General features: G+C 65.0%; 12 protein-coding genes. 3 read left to right on the top strand and 9 right to left on the bottom strand.

All coding sequences use genetic code 11. The features are described 5' to 3' along the window. Window positions 1-14 precede the first annotated feature (14 nt). The 5 genes from GGC30_RS00525 to GGC30_RS00545 form a co-directional block, all read right to left on the bottom strand. The gene (locus tag GGC30_RS00525; RefSeq protein WP_153921777.1) at window positions 15-2876 is read right to left on the bottom strand and encodes a TonB-dependent siderophore receptor; all 2862 of its coding nucleotides are present in this window, start codon (window positions 2874-2876) and stop codon (window positions 15-17) included. A gap of 67 nt (window positions 2877-2943) precedes the next feature. Beyond that, window positions 2944-3849 (bottom strand): CoA ester lyase, encoded by a 906-nt coding sequence (locus GGC30_RS00530; protein WP_153921780.1) that lies wholly within the window; start codon window positions 3847-3849, stop codon window positions 2944-2946. After that, window positions 3846-5087: a CaiB/BaiF CoA-transferase family protein gene (locus GGC30_RS00535; protein ID WP_228763508.1), complete on the bottom strand. Its 1242-nt coding sequence runs from the start codon at window positions 5085-5087 to the stop codon at window positions 3846-3848. Before GGC30_RS00535 ends, GGC30_RS00530 begins: the two co-directional genes overlap by 4 nt. Before the next feature lie 16 nt (window positions 5088-5103). Further along, window positions 5104-6852: a thiamine pyrophosphate-binding protein gene (locus GGC30_RS00540; RefSeq protein WP_194943492.1), complete on the bottom strand. Its 1749-nt coding sequence runs from the start codon at window positions 6850-6852 to the stop codon at window positions 5104-5106. A gap of 11 nt (window positions 6853-6863) precedes the next feature. Further along, window positions 6864-8294 (bottom strand): aldehyde dehydrogenase family protein, encoded by a 1431-nt coding sequence (locus GGC30_RS00545; RefSeq protein WP_153921787.1) that lies wholly within the window; start codon window positions 8292-8294, stop codon window positions 6864-6866. Window positions 8295-8518: 224 nt separating this feature from the next. On the opposite strand from GGC30_RS00545, the gene GGC30_RS00550 reads away from it, so the two are divergent. Continuing rightward, window positions 8519-9391: a LysR family transcriptional regulator gene (locus GGC30_RS00550; protein WP_194943493.1), complete on the top strand. Its 873-nt coding sequence runs from the start codon at window positions 8519-8521 to the stop codon at window positions 9389-9391. Between the two features lie 211 nt (window positions 9392-9602). On the opposite strand, the gene GGC30_RS00555 is transcribed toward GGC30_RS00550, so the two are convergent. Further along, the gene (locus GGC30_RS00555; protein WP_228763509.1) at window positions 9603-10526 is read right to left on the bottom strand and encodes an NAD(P)H-hydrate dehydratase; all 924 of its coding nucleotides are present in this window, start codon (window positions 10524-10526) and stop codon (window positions 9603-9605) included. A gap of 24 nt (window positions 10527-10550) precedes the next feature. Between GGC30_RS00555 and GGC30_RS00560 the strand changes: the two genes are divergently transcribed. Both GGC30_RS00560 and glnA read left to right on the top strand, forming a co-directional pair. Next, window positions 10551-10889, top strand: coding sequence for a P-II family nitrogen regulator (locus tag GGC30_RS00560; protein WP_153921793.1), 339 nt, complete (start codon window positions 10551-10553; stop codon window positions 10887-10889). 81 nt (window positions 10890-10970) lie between these two features. Next, entirely contained in the window at window positions 10971-12377 is a 1407-nt protein-coding gene (gene glnA / locus GGC30_RS00565) for a type I glutamate--ammonia ligase (protein ID WP_153921796.1), read from the top strand. 99 nt (window positions 12378-12476) lie between these two features. Here the strand turns inward: glnA and tatC are convergent, their stop codons facing one another. Genes tatC through GGC30_RS00580 form a run of 3 tightly spaced genes read right to left on the bottom strand, consistent with a single transcriptional unit; the run spans window position 12477 to window position 14184 of the window. Then, on the bottom strand, window positions 12477-13367 hold the full coding sequence (tatC, locus tag GGC30_RS00570) for a twin-arginine translocase subunit TatC (RefSeq protein ID WP_370451803.1): 891 nt from the start codon (window positions 13365-13367) through the stop codon (window positions 12477-12479). Beyond that, entirely contained in the window at window positions 13364-13942 is a 579-nt protein-coding gene (tatB, locus tag GGC30_RS00575; RefSeq protein WP_153921799.1) for a Sec-independent protein translocase protein TatB, read from the bottom strand. Before tatB ends, tatC begins: the two co-directional genes overlap by 4 nt. Window positions 13943-13965: 23 nt before the next feature. After that, entirely contained in the window at window positions 13966-14184 is a 219-nt protein-coding gene (locus tag GGC30_RS00580) for a twin-arginine translocase TatA/TatE family subunit (RefSeq protein ID WP_017503863.1), read from the bottom strand. Window positions 14185-14219 lie beyond the last annotated feature (35 nt).

Genomic DNA, 14219 nt, shown 5'->3' on the forward strand with positions numbered 1-14219 from the left:
GACGGGGGACGGGATCAGAAGCGTTTGGTGACCTCGAAGCTGACGACGCGGCCGAAGGGGTTGTGATTGCCCAGATCGACAGCGGTCGTACCGCTCAGGACGATCGGCGGATCCTTATCCGTCAGATTCTGGACCGAGACCGACACCCGCACGCCGCTGAGACCGCGGGGCGCGTTGTCCTGGAACTCATAGGCGGCGCCCGCATCGAAGGTCGTCCAGCTTGGGATCTGGGTGTCGGGCTTCTTGACGCCCGCAACCGTGATCGTGGCGTTGTTCAGATAGGAGCCGACGTAGTTGGCGGTCAGATTGGCCGAGATCGGTCCGCGGCTGTAGCCGACGTTGAAGCGCCCGCGTTCGCTGACCTGGAAGCCGTAGGTGTCCAGGGCGTCGAACAGAGGACCGCCCGCGACGATGCTCTTCTCCAGCTTCAGGATCTTGGAGAAGGTCAGGTTGTAGCGGAAATCGCCGAAGGACGTCTGCTGGCGGTAGTTGGCGGCGAAGTCCAGACCGCTTTGCTTGACGTCGCCCAGGTTCAGACGTCCGCCCTTGATGATGCCCACGAGCGAACAGTCGTTGATGGTCGAGGGCGAATAGACGGCATTGGGATCCGTCAGCCACGGGATATAGGCCGGGTTATAGGTCGAATAGTTGCCGTTGACGCAGGTCGACGGCTGGGGCGCGGTGATGAAGAAGTCGCGCAGAAGGGCCAGATTGGCCGGGCTGGAAAGGATCAGCGTCTGGTTCGGCAGGTTCTCGATACGGTCGGTATAGTCGACGTTGTAGTAGGTCAGGCTCAAGCGCAGGTCGGGCGCGAAATTGGGATTGTAGTCCGCCCCCAACGACCAGATCTTGGCCGACTCGGGTTGCAGGCCGGCGGTATTGCCGGTCCGCGACAGGACGGCGCTCTGTCCCGTCGAAACGTTGGTGACCGGGATGGCGGGATCGCCGGCGCCGTTGCTGACGAATACGCGGTTGGTCTGGCCGACGGTCTGCGGGTTGGCCTCGATCAGGGTCGGCGCGCGGAACGAGGTGCCCCAGCTGCCGCGGAAGATCAGTTCGTCCGTCGCCTTCCAGGTCAGGCCGATCTTGGGATTGGTCGTCTCGCCGGCATCCGAATAGCTGTCGTAGCGGACCGCCGCGCTCAGATCGAGCGACTGCATGAACGGCACGCCGCTCTCTTCGCCGACGATCGGAACGTAGACTTCCGCAAAGGCCGATTTCACCTCGCGGTCGCTCTTGGTGTAGCGCGAGGTCTGGTAGGTGTTCGTCAGGTTCAGCGTGTTCTGCGCCTTCAGATACAGTTTGTAGCGCGAATATTCGACGCCGGCGGCGATCCGGATGGGGCCTGCGGGGACCGAGAACAACGACCCGTCGATCTTGGCGACGCTGTCGAACAGGGTCGTGTCATACTGCTGGATGAAGCCGCCGACCAGGGCGTCCGCCGCGGTCTGGCGGCCAAGCTGGTAGGGATTGAAGCCGTAGCTGGCTTGGTTGGCGATCACCGCCGCCCGCGTGGTGTTCACCTGCGGCTGGCAGACGTTGCAGCTGTCGGTCTTGCCGTAGGAGATCAGGCCGTTGAACCGGAAATCCATCGGCAACTCAGCCGTCAGATCGATGGCGTGGCTGGTCGTCTCCTCAAGGTTCGACTGATCGCGCGACGTGCCGGGATTGTTGAGCGAATAGTTGTAGACGACCGTCTGGGCCGCCGTCGGATTTGGCAGGCCGGGGATGTAGTACGGGCTGCTTGGATCGACCCGGATGGCGATGCGCTCGAAACCGTCGCCGGCGCGCGAGTCGTTGGTGCGGCGATTATAGATGCCGGTGTATCCGACCTCGACTCCGGGGGCGAGTTCCTGGCGGCCCTTGACCAGCAGGGCGAACCGCTCGCGCTCGGTGTAGAAGTCGTAGAGATAGGACTGGTCATAGAGCTCGGGATTGCCTTGCAGGGCGAGCACCTGGGCCGCCGTGGGACGCGCGCCATTGGTTTCAGGCAGGCCATAGACCGTATTGCCGATGATCAGGGCGCCGTTGTCGCCGGGATAGACGGTCGTGCCCACCAGATTGTTGTTGTTGCCGCCGAAGGGGCGCAGATCCAGCAGCATATAGTCGCGCACGTCGCGACCGACGCGGTCGTTGGCGTCATAGGAGCCCGCCACCATCAGGCTGCCGCCGGTCCAGGTCTTGCCGACGACGCCGTCGAGCACGACCTGGTCATACAGGGAGTCGACGTAGCGCGCGGTGACCTGGGCGCCGTCGTAGTTGCGGCGCAGGATGTAGTTGACCACCCCGGCGACGGCGTCCGAGCCGTAGATGGCTGACGCCCCGTCGGTGACGACCTCGACCCGGTCGATGGCCGAGAAGGGAATGAGGTTGGGATCCGACACCTGGGCGTTGCCGCCCTGGGGCACGACGCGCTTGCCGTCGAACAGGACCAGAGTGGCGTTGTTGCCGAGCCCTCGCAGGTTCACCCCGGCCGCACGTCCGCCCGTGGAGGTCAGGCTCGTGCCCTGGTTCGAGGCCTGGGGCAGCGAGGCGACCAGGGCGCTGGGCTCGCGCACCGGAGCCTGGACCAAATCCTCTCGCGTGATGCCGACCGTCGCGGACCCAACGGGAGCCACGCCGCGGATCGCGGTGCCGGTGACGACGATCTCATCGACTTCCGTCGCCTGGGCTGCGGGATCGACCTGACCTTCGGCCTCAGCCTCGGCCTCGGCTTCGGCCTGGACCTGAGCCGGCGTGCGGGCGGTCGTCTGGGCGGCGGCCAGCGTCGGCAGGGCCGCGGCCAGCGCGGCCGTCGTCAACAATCCGGCGCGCAGCCAGCGCTTGCGATTCCTGTGAGCCGCCTCGGCGGCATGAACGTCATTCGTCCTGAGCATTCTCGTTCCTCCCTGATTTTTTGATTTGTCTCCCTGCTTGCGCAGGGCCCGTCGTCGCTGCCCTCCGTCAGCGCGCGCGCTCCAACCCTCCCTGCTTCGTGGCGGTCTTGGATTGGATGGCGTTGTGCCGGGCCAGCAGCGTTTCGGCGCGCGCGGCGACGGGCGCGTCGATCATGCGGCCGTCCAAGGCGACCGCGCCGCGCCCGTCGCGCGCCGCCGCCTCGAAGGCGGCGCAGACCCGTTGCGCCCAGACGACCTCGTCCGGACCGGGCGAGAAGGCGGCGTTCAGCACCTCGACCTGGCTGGGGTGGATGCAGGTCGACCCCACGTAGCCGAACCGCTTCGACTCTTCGGCCAACGCGCGATAGGTGGCGAGGTCGGCGAAACCGGTCGTCGCCCCCATCAGACCGAAGGGCGTGACGCCGGCCGCCGCAGCCGCGATCACCACCTGTTGGCGCGGGCCGCGCAAGGTGGGCCCATCGGCGACCATGCCGACATCCGCGGCGAAGTCTTCGGCCCCCAGGATGACGCCCAACGTCCGAGGACTGGCGCAGAGAATGTCGCGCATGGCCATGAAGCCATCGGCAGTCTCGATCAGCACCACGAAGCGGATCTGTCGCTCGGCCAGGCCGCCGCGACGTTCAAGGTCGGACACACGGTCCGCGAGACGACCCAACTGGCTGGCGGATCGCACCTTGGGGATAACGAGGGCCGAAACGCCCGGCTGTACGGCCGCCGTGAGATCGTCCTCGGCGAGCGCGCCGTCATTGATGCGCACCAGAACGTTCGGCCCGGCGGCGGCCACCTTGCTGATCGCGCCGGCCAACTGATCCCGCGCCTGCGCCTTGCGATCGGCCGGGACGCTGTCTTCCAGATCGAGGATGACGGCGTCGGCCTCCGCCAGCCGGGGGTTGTCGACGAACTTGTCGATATGCGCCGGCACATAAAGCAGCGAGCGCCAGGCGGGGATCACGGCGCGACCTCGGCGGTCAGGGGCTCGAACGCCACGCCCTGTGCGATCAAGGCGTCGTAATCGGCAGGCCCGATGCCCAGCTCACCCAGCAGGGCCCTGTTGTGTTGTCCCAGACCCGGCGCGGCGGCGCGGATGGCCCCGGGCGTTTCCTGCAGGCGCGGCACGACGTGGTGCATCGGCAGTCGACCCAGCTCCGGGTCGGGATAGTCCGCCAGAATTTCACGATCGATGACGTGCGGATCGTCGAGAATCTGGGCGATGTCATAGATGGGGCCCACCGTGACCTCGGCCTGCTCCATAAGCCCGACGAGGTCCGCCTGATCGTGAGTGGCGATGAAGCCCCCGATGATGGCGTCCAGCGCTGTGACGTTCTTCAACCGGTCATCATTGGTGCGGAACCGGGGATCGGCGATCAGCTCCGGCCGTCCGATGGCGCGAAAGATGCGTTCGGCCATGCTCTGGGTCGAGCCGGACAGGCTGACATATTTGCCGTCCTGGCAGCGGTAGGCGTTGCGCGGCGCCGAGTTGCTTGACCGGCTGCCGGTCGGCTTACGGCCCTCCCCTGTCAGCCGATAGTTCGCCGCCTGCGGACCAAGCAGTGCAAACAGCGGATCATAGAGCGGCAAATCGATCACCTGCCCGCGGCCGTCCGGTCGCTCGGCTTCGCGCAGGGCGATCATGGCGGCGGAGGCGCCGTAGAGACCGGCGACGCCATCGGCCAGATACATCGGCGGGAGAACCGGCTCGCGATCCTCAAAGCCGTTGATCGCGGCGAAACCGGACATACCCTCGATGACCGTGCCGAAGCCGGGGCGTTGATGGTAGGGACCGTCCTGGCCCCAGCCGGAAATGCGAACGATGACGAGCTTGGGGTTCAGCGCCAGAAGGGCGTCGGCGTCGAACCCCATGTCTTCCAGAACGCCCGGCCGGAAGCTCTCGACCAGAATGGCTGCGGATGGGACCAGACCCAGCAGCAGATCCTTGGCGCGCTGGGAGCGCAGGTCCAGACAGAGGCTCTTCTTGTTCCGAGCGTAGATTTTCCAATGCGTCGAGACGCCCTGGGTCTTCCAGCCGCGCAGCGTATCGCCCGCAGGCGGCTCGACCTTGATGACCTCGGCGCCGAAGTCGCCCAGCACCTGAGTCAACACATTGCCGGCGAACAGCCTGGACAGGTCCAGAACACGCACGCCGTCGAGCGGCCCGACGGCCTTGGGCTGATACTCGCGACGCCGAAGCATCGAGGGCGCCCGCGCCTCAGTCATTGCCGTTGGCCAGGAAGTCGGCGATGTCCCAATAGCCGGTCCGCGGCATGGGCACGTCGCCGCGAGTGCGGACTTCGAGCAGGAACGGCACGTCCTTGGCCAGGGCGGCCTTTATGCCCGCCTCCAGATCGTCCGGCTCTTCGATCAGAGCCGAAGCAATGCCGAAGGATTTGGCCAGCATCTGGAAGTCTGGATTGTAGAGCTCGCCGTCCGGCGTGCGGAACTCGGTGCCGTATTTGTTGTCGAAATAGGTCGTGCCGACGGTGCGGATGGTCGAGTAGCAGAAGTTGTTGAACAGGACCCAAAGCACTGGGATATCCAGCTCCACCGCGGTGGTCAGCGCGCCCAGCACCGACATCAGGCCCCCGTCGCCGACCAGGCCCAGCACCTTCCGATCCGGCGCGCCGATCTTGGCGCCCACGGCCGCACCGGGCGAATAGCCCATGGTGGCCATGCCGCCTGAGGTGAGGAAGCCTGCCGGACTGGCGATCTCGAGCTGCTGACCGGCACCGTTCTTGTTCCAGCCGACGTCGGTCACGAAGACCGCGTCGGCGGGCGCCGCCTTCGACAACTCCATCAACAGCCGGGCCGGGTGGATCGGTTTGGTGTCGACCAGCTGGGTGTCCTTCAACTCCTCACGCCATGCCGCCTTTCTGGCGGCGATCGTGTCGGCTTGCGCCTTAACGACCGCCGCCGCGCGGGGAGAGGCGCCAAGTGTCTCGGCGAGCTGGGCCAGGGTGGCCTTGGCGTCGCCGAGAATGCCGATGTCGACCGGATAGCTCTTGCCGATCTCCTGAGGATCGATGTCGATCTGGATCAGGGTCGAGCCGGGGATGTCGAAGGTGTGGTCCGACCGCCAGGAGCTGCAGTCCGCCTCGCCGAAGGCGGTGCCGACCGCCAGGATGACATCCGCGTTGCGGGTCGTGTCATTGGCCACGCGCGCGCCCCAGATGCCCGTCGTGCCGACGGACAGGGGGTGGGTTTCGGGAAAGACGCCCTTGCCGACCAGGGTGGTCGCGACCGGGGCCTGCAGCCGCTCGGCCAGTAAGCGCAGTTCGTCAAAAGCGCCCGACATGGCCACGCCGTTGCCCGCGAAGATGACGGGATTGGCGGCGCCGGACAGCAGCTTGGCCGCCTCGGCGACGCCCTGCGCGTCGCCCATCGAGCGCGGGAAGTTGGGGCGACGCGAGCGCGTGACCGGCTCGGCCTCGATCTTCTGCGAGAAGACGTCCATCGGGATATCGAGCAGCACGGCGCCGGGGCGGCCCGTCTGGGCGATGTTCAGGGCCCGGTGCATGACCTCGGGCAGGAATTTGGCGTCATCAACCCGCCAGACCCGCTTGCAGATGGGCTTGAAGATGTCGCCCTGCGAGGCGTCAGCATGCAGCCTCATGCTCTGATGGGCTTCGCGAGGATGGTGGTAGCTCGGCGTATTGCCGGTGATCACCACCATGGGTGTGCCGTCCATTGCGGCGGACGCCACGCCAGTGACCGTATTCGTCAGGCCTGGCGACAGGTGGACATTGATCACCGCCAGCTTCTTCGAGACGCGGTAATAGGCGTCCGCGGCATGGACGGCCTGCTGTTCGTGGCGGAACGACACATAGTCGATCCCCAACCTCTGGCAGGCGTCGATCAGGGCGTAGTTGGTATGGCCGCACTGGCCGAAAACCTTCTCCACGCCCTCCGCCTTCAGGCACTGCGCCATGAAGATCGCGCCCGTCACACCGGTTTCAGTCATCGTGTCTTCCATCACAGGGTCACCGTCACGAGACGCTCTTCGGTCATCTCGCGGATTGCGTATTTCGGGCCTTCGACGCCCACGCCGCTGTCCTTGACGCCCGCGAAGGGGATCAGGTCGACACGGCTGCTGGAGGCGTCATTGAGGTGCACCACGCCGACATGCAGGCGCGCGGCGCTCTGCAAAGCGGCCTGGATGTTCTGCGTGAAGAGCCCGGCCGCCAGGCCGAACTCCGTTGCATTGACCTGATCGATCGCCTCATCGAGCGTGTCGAACGGAAGGATCGACAGGACGGGCGCGAAGATCTCTTCCGACAGGACCTTCATGTCCGTCGTGGCGCCGGCGAGGACGGTCGGTTGGAGCACCGCCCCCTGCCTCACCCCGCCCGCCAGGACTTCGGCGCCTTGCGCGACCGCCTCGCGGACCCAGGTTTCGGCGCGGACCGCCTCGGCCTCGGTGATCATCGGCCCCACGTCGGTCGCGGGATCGCGCGGATCGCCGACGACAAGGCCGGCGACCTCCGCCAGGAAGAGCGCTTTGAAGGCGTCCAAGACATCACGCTGGACAAACAGCCGCTGCGTCGAGGTGCAGGCCTGCCCCTGACGCCGAAACCCAGACTGGGCGCATCGCATCGCCGCACGCTTCAGGTCCGCGTCGGCGCAGACGATGGTGGCCGCGATGCTGCCCAGCTCCAGCGCCACGGGGCGCATGCCCCGCGCCGCTTTGATCCGCTTGCCGACCGGGGTGCTCCCGGTGAAGGTGAAGAAGTCGATATCGCCGTGTTCGACCAGATGTTGGCCGACAGGATCGCCGTCCCCGTGAACAAGAGCGATGTGGCCGGCCGGCACGCCGGCTGCCAGCATCAGTTCGAACAGGCGGGTCGCCGACAGCGGGGTCACGAGCGGCGGCTTGAACACCACCGTATTTCCCGCCGCCAAAGCCGGCGCGACCTTGTGCGCCACCATGTTCAACGGTGAATTGAAGGCGCTGACGCCGCCGACGACGCCCCGCGGCGTGCGGATCGTGAAAGCCATTCGGTGCGATTGGCCTGACGCGCCCTGGATCGGCACGACCTCGCCGACGAGCCGCCTCGCCTCTTCCGCCGATAACCGGAAGGTTTCCGCCGCCCGTGCGACCTCGTTGTCGGAATCTTTCCACGGCACGCCGGACTCAGCGACGATGGTCTCGGCCAAGCCCTGGCGGTTCTCCAAAATCAGATCGGCCACCCGGCTCAGCAACCGATACCGTTCATGCGGTTCAAGCTTGACGGTCGCGAAGCCGGCCTTGGCGCCGGCGACGGCCGCATCGACCTGCGCTGTCGAGGCGCAGCGCACCGAGGCGATCACCTCGCCGGTGAACTTGTCCGTCACATCGACCACGGCGCCCTCGCCCTCAGTCCATGCGCCGGCCACGAAATTCTGGACACTCGTCCCTTGGGCCATCTTCCTCGTTTCCCTAACCGCAACCGTCTCTCCGGACGTGTCGGTTATTTGCCGCGTGCTCGGATGTCCCGGCCAGCGACATCTCATTGGTACCGGCCGTTCAGCGAAAGAAATAGTGATGTTTCATCGTTCCATTGATGATGTATCCTCATCAATGGAACGGTTGCATGGACAGATGGCGGCCGGAGGTCGCGGACATCGCGGTCGCGTTTGGGAGCGTCGGCATGAAGTTCGAATTCTTCATCACTCTGGACGCCATCCTTCGGCACGGCAGTTTCGCCGCGGCCGCCGACGATCTCGGCCTGACGCCCAGCGCCGTCAGCCTGCAAATGAAGCGGCTCGAAGAATACCTCGGCCAGCCCCTGTTCGACCGGTCGGCTAGGACGTCCCGCCCAACGCCGCTGGCCCGCGAGTTGTCGGACAATATCCGCGTCGCCTTGGACGCCGTGGAAGCCGCGCGCACGCGCCAGACCGTCGCCCTCACTGGCCGAGTGATGCTCGGCACGATCCGCTCGCTTCAGCCCACGCTTGTCCCCCTGGTCCTGGCCGAAATCAGTCAACGCCACCCCGAGCTCAGCGTCCGCGTCATCCAGGGCGATTCGGTCGAACTCCTGGATCAGCTCAAGGCCGGCCGCCTTGACGGCGTCGCGCTTATTCGGCCGACGTCAGGGGGGTCCAGTCGACTCTACTGGCGCGATCTCGCCGAACAGCCCTTCGTCTTCGTCGCGCCGCCGGACGCGACCTCTCAATCGATCAGGACCTTGATCGGCCGCTATCCGTGGCTGCAGTTCGACACCTCTCTGACCAGCGGGCGCGTGGCCGCTAGCCACATGCACAAGCTTGCGCCGGGGCTCCGACCCCGGTTCGAGCTGGAATCCATCGAGGCGGTTCTGGCCATGGTGTCCGCAGGCCTTGGCGTGTCGATCCTGCCTCAGGTGCGAGGGCGCATGATCAGCGCCTATCCGGTGCAGGAAATCTCCTTGGGCAAGAGTGCTCCGGTTCGCCAGATCGCCTTCGCCTGCCGCGGCCCCGACTTCGACAACCGGCGCGTCATGGCGCTCCTCGACGCCCTTTTGATCAGCTATGGCGTGAACTAGACGAGGCTATGGAGGTACTGGTGGGCGCTTTCAGCGTAAAACGAATAGGATTGGATGCACACAATGGATGCCGAGTGACGCTTACTGTTTCGACATCGTGCTGAGCCGCATCGCGGCGCGCGTGCGCCGTCCTCATTCCGACACCGGACGTCCACAGCTTCCGACCCTGTGCCATCTGGAAAATAAAGATATTGAGGTCGTTTAGGACGAGCTAGGTGGCGCAAGCCTTCCACTGCTCGAACAAGGACTTCGGCAAGGCATCGTAGATGTCGTCCGAGGTCAGTCCGGGACCAAAGCGTTCTGCGGCATCGGAATGAAGCCAGACGGCCGCGCAAGCGGCATCGAAGCTGTCCATGCGCTGGGCCGCCAATCCGCCGATCATGCCTGCCAGAACGTCGCCGGTTCCGGCTGTCGCCAGCCACGGCGAGCCGTTTTCGTTTCGGCGGACGCGGCCGTCAGGCGATGCGATCAGCGTCTGGGCGCCCTTCAAGACGATCGTCACTTGGGCCGCTCGCGCAGCCTCTTGAACGGCCATTTCGCGGCCTTGCGCAAGCAGGCCTGGGAACAGTCGTTCGAACTCGCCTTCATGCGGCGTCAGGATGTCGTCGCGATCCAACACGGCGAACAGTTCGGCTGTTCGCCCCTTGAAGACCGACAGGCCATCGGCGTCGATCACCAGAACGGCGCCGGTCGAGCCCAGCGCCTGAATGTTCGCGATCGTCGCATCGTCGAGGCCTGCGGCCGGCCCGATCACCACGGCGTCGCTGCCGTCGGCTTCTCGACTTAAGTTCTCGGGTGAAGAAAAGGGCGTCAACATCACCGCCTGCACAGCTGGCGCGATCACCGACGCCGCATCTGGCGGACAAAGGATTCGCACGACCCCAGCGCCCATCCTGAGGCCCGCATGGGCTGCAAGCCGCGCAGCGCCCGTATGATGCGCCTTTCCTGAAACGACGGCCAAACGTCCACGCGCATGCTTGTGCGTTTCCGCGCTCGGCCAAGGCAAAAAATTGCGCCAGATCGCCGGGTCGTTGGTTTCTATCATCCGCGTTCCGATTATCCGTCGCCAGCCTGCGAAAATCGCTTGCTTTGAGCGGCCCTGCTGTGTCCCATTCGCGCCCGAGCGCCGCTGCATTCCGTGCGCCGCTCCGGGGTCGCCATGAAGAAAATCGAAGCCATCATCAAGCCCTTCAAGCTGGATGACGTCAAAGAGGCGCTCCAGGACGTGGGCGTGCAAGGCATGACTGTGCTGGAGGCTAAGGGATATGGTCGCCAGAAAGGTCATTCCGAACTGTATCGCGGCGCGGAATACGTCATCGACTTCCTGCCCAAGATCAAGATCGAGGTGGTCGTCGCCGACGACCTCGCGCCCGCAGTTGTCGAGGCCATTCAGAGCTCGGCCCGCACAGGCAAGATCGGCGATGGCAAGATTTTCGTGTCCGACGTCGCCGAGGTGATCCGCATCCGCACCGGCGAAACCGGAGCTCAAGCCGTCTGATTTGACCCCCCTCCCCGGCCCTCGGCCCGCGGGTCGTTGTCCGGTCTCCTCCCCAAACGACAAGAACAGGACTTTCCGAGAATGAGCGCCAGCAAGATCCTCAAAGAGATCAAGGATGAGGAGGTCCAATATGTGGACGTCCGCTTCACCGACACGCGTGGCCGTCTGCAGCACGTCACCTTCGACGTCGATCTGGTCGACGAGGACTTCCTGAACGAAGGCACGATGTTCGACGGCTCGTCGATCGCCGGCTGGAAGGCCATCAACGAGTCCGACATGCTGCTGAAGCCGGACCTGACCACGGCCTATATCGATCCCTTCTATCAGCAGAAGACGATGTTCCTGTTCTGCGACGTGCTGAACCCGGACACCGGCGAGCCCTACAACCGCGACAGCCGCTCGATGGCCAAGAAGGCGCTGTCCTACGTCCAGTCGTCGGGCGTGGGCGACCAGGTCTTCTTCGGACCGGAAGCCGAGTTTTTCATCTTCGACGACGTACGCTGGTCCACCCAGCCGCACGACACCGGCTACAGCTACGATTCGACCGAGCTGCCGGCCAACACCGGCGCCGAATATTCCGAAGGCAATATGGGCCATCGCCCTGGACCCAAGGGCGGCTATTTCCCCGTCAATCCGGTCGATTCCGGCCAGGACCTGCGCGGCGAAATGCTGGGTGTCATGCGCGATCTGGGCCTTCAGCCCGAGAAGCACCACCACGAGGTGGCTCCGGCTCAGCACGAACTGGGTCTGAAGTTCTCGGACCTGCTGACCATGGCCGACCGCCTGCAGCTCTATAAGTACGTGATCCACAATGTGGCCCACGCCTATGGCAAGTCGGCGACCTTCATGGCCAAGCCGATGTTTGCGGACAACGGTTCGGGCATGCACGTCCACATGTCGATCTGGAAGGAAGGCAAGCCCCAGTTCGCCGGCGACCAGTACGCCGGTCTGTCGCAGGAATGTCTGTGGTACATCGGCGGCATCATCAAGCACGCCAAGGCCATCAACGCCTTCGCCAACTCGACCACCAACAGCTACAAGCGTTTGGTCCCCGGCTATGAAGCCCCGGTGAAGCTGGCCTATTCGGCCCGCAACCGTTCGGCTTCAATCCGCATCCCGCACGTCTCCTCGCCCAAGGCCAAGCGTCTGGAAGCTCGCTTCCCCGATCCGATGGGCAACCCCTATCTGACCTTCGTCGCCCTGCTGATGGCCGGTCTGGACGGGATCGAGAACCGTATCGATCCGGGCGCGCCGGCCGACAAGAACCTCTACGATCTGCCGCCGGAAGAGCGCGGTTCGATCCCCGAGGTCTGCGGCTCGCTGCGTGAAGCGCTGGAGAACCTGGATAAGGACCGCGCCTTCCTCAAGAAGGGCGGCGTCATGGATGACGACTTCATCGACAGCTATATTGAGCTGAAGATGGAAGAGGTGATGCGTCTGCAACTGCATCCGCACCCTGTCGAGTTCGACATGTACTACAGCTGCTGATCACTTGGTCGCAGTCAAGACAAAGGGCCGGGGATCGCTCCCCGGCCCTTTTTGCGTGGCTTGACTGCTTCGAGCAGCGATCGACACGCCGACGTGGCGCTAAGCGATCTCGGCTTCCATATCGTCCGCCTTCTTGCGACGCAGCTCGATCAGTCGCACGCACCAGATTGAAATCTCGTAGAGAATGACCAGCGGCACGGCCAGCATCAGTTGGCTGATCGGATCGGGCGGCGTGACCACGGCTGCGACAACGACGACAGCGACGATGGCGTAGCGCCGACCGGCCGCCATGACCTTGGAACTGATCAGACCGGCGAGGCCCAGAAGGGTCGTCACCACGGGCAGCTGGAAGCAAAGACCGAAGGCGAGCAGCAACGAGGTCACCAGGCTGAGGTAGTCGGAAATCTTGGTGGTTTGCGCCACGGATATGCCGTCCGTGGCGACTTGCTGGCTCAGCGAGAACAGCATCACGAACGGCAGCATGACGTAATAGACCAGCGCCCCGCCGAGGCAGAACATCACAGGCGCGGCGATCAGGAACGGCAGAAACGCCCCGCGCTCGTTGCGATAAAGACCCGGCGCCACGAACCGGTACATCTGCCACGCCATGACCGGGAAGGTCAGGACCGCCGCGCCGAAGGCCGCGATCTTCATCTTGGTGAAGAGCTGTTCCAGCGGGGCCGTGGCGATCAGCTGGACAACGGCGGCGCTGCCTGGCGGATAAGGTTTGATCCCCGTCATCACCGCGATCAGTTCGATGGGATTGGCGTGCCCGCCGGTCGCCATGGCCGCCGCATGAACCGCGACAGCTGCCTGATAGGGTTTGATCAGGGCGATCTGGATCTGATTGGCGAAGGCGAAGCACAGGATGAACGCCAAGAAGAAGGCCACGACGCAGATCAGCAACCGCCCGCGCAACTCGATCAGGTGATCCATCAAGGGCGCGCGCGACGCCTCGATCTCGGCCTCGTCACGATCGGAAGGCGTCACAGGTCAACGACTTTCTTGCGCGAGGTCTTGGGCTTGGCGGCTGCAGGCTTGGTCTTGGCCGCAGGCGAGGCGGTCTTCGGCTTGGCGGCTGAGCGAGGTTTGGCCGTCGCCGATCCGGCGACAGCCCCCCCCGTCTTTGCCTTGGGGGCCGCTCGCTTGGATTTCGTCGTCGTAACGGGCTCAACGGGCGCCGGTGTATCCGGCCATTCGTCCACCGCAGGCGTCATGACCGGCGCCTCCGGCTCGGGCGCAGGCAGGGCAGCCGCCGCAGTCGGGCCGGTCAATCCGGCGTTGATGTCCTTGAAGGCGGCGTCCGCCTCGGCGCCCAGGGGATACATGGCCCCCTGCCCCGTCCGCAGCGCCTCGACCTCCTTGCGCAGGTCGTCCAGTTCGGACTGACGCGCCATCTCGTCGAAACTGGATCGGAACTCATTGGCCATGGCGCGCGCCTTGGCCACCATCTGACCGACGCGACGCATCAGGACAGGCAGGTCCTTTGGCCCCACCACAAGCAGGGCCACCAGACCGATCACCACTAATTCGAAACCCCCGATACCGGGGCCGAGCCCGCCCATGCGTCAGCCCTTACAGACGACGACTAGCGCTTCAGCTCTTCCTTTTCCGCCTCGGTGCGCGGCAGCGAACTGACGCCCTCGTGCGGGCCGTCCTTCTTGTCTTCGTCCTTCAGGCCGTCCTTGAAGGCGCGGATGCCCTTGGCGGCGTCGCCCATGATGCCCGACAGCTTGCCCCGGCCGCCGAACAGCAGCGCGATGACGACGATGACGATGGCCCAATGCCAGATGCTCATGGAGCCCATGGCTAATCTCCTCGCGGGGATCGGTCATCCGATCC

It is taken from the genome of Brevundimonas sp. SPF441 (assembly GCF_009661015.1).
Taxonomy (GTDB): domain Bacteria; phylum Pseudomonadota; class Alphaproteobacteria; order Caulobacterales; family Caulobacteraceae; genus Brevundimonas; species Brevundimonas vesicularis.

Coding starts and splice junctions, on each gene's coding strand:
- GGC30_RS00525 (WP_153921777.1), bottom strand. CDS start 2,876: ATGCTCAGGACGAATGACGTTCATGCCGCCGAGGCGGCTCACAGGAAT.
- GGC30_RS00535 (WP_228763508.1), bottom strand. CDS start 5,087: ATGCTTCGGCGTCGCGAGTATCAGCCCAAGGCCGTCGGGCCGCTCGAC.
- GGC30_RS00540 (WP_194943492.1), bottom strand. CDS start 6,852: ATGACTGAAACCGGTGTGACGGGCGCGATCTTCATGGCGCAGTGCCTG.
- GGC30_RS00545 (WP_153921787.1), bottom strand. CDS start 8,294: ATGGCCCAAGGGACGAGTGTCCAGAATTTCGTGGCCGGCGCATGGACT.
- GGC30_RS00550 (WP_194943493.1), top strand. CDS start 8,519: ATGAAGTTCGAATTCTTCATCACTCTGGACGCCATCCTTCGGCACGGC.
- GGC30_RS00555 (WP_228763509.1), bottom strand. CDS start 10,526: ATGCAGCGGCGCTCGGGCGCGAATGGGACACAGCAGGGCCGCTCAAAG.
- GGC30_RS00560 (WP_153921793.1), top strand. CDS start 10,551: ATGAAGAAAATCGAAGCCATCATCAAGCCCTTCAAGCTGGATGACGTC.
- glnA (WP_153921796.1), top strand. CDS start 10,971: ATGAGCGCCAGCAAGATCCTCAAAGAGATCAAGGATGAGGAGGTCCAA.
- tatB (WP_153921799.1), bottom strand. CDS start 13,942: ATGGGCGGGCTCGGCCCCGGTATCGGGGGTTTCGAATTAGTGGTGATC.
- GGC30_RS00580 (WP_017503863.1), bottom strand. CDS start 14,184: ATGGGCTCCATGAGCATCTGGCATTGGGCCATCGTCATCGTCGTCATC.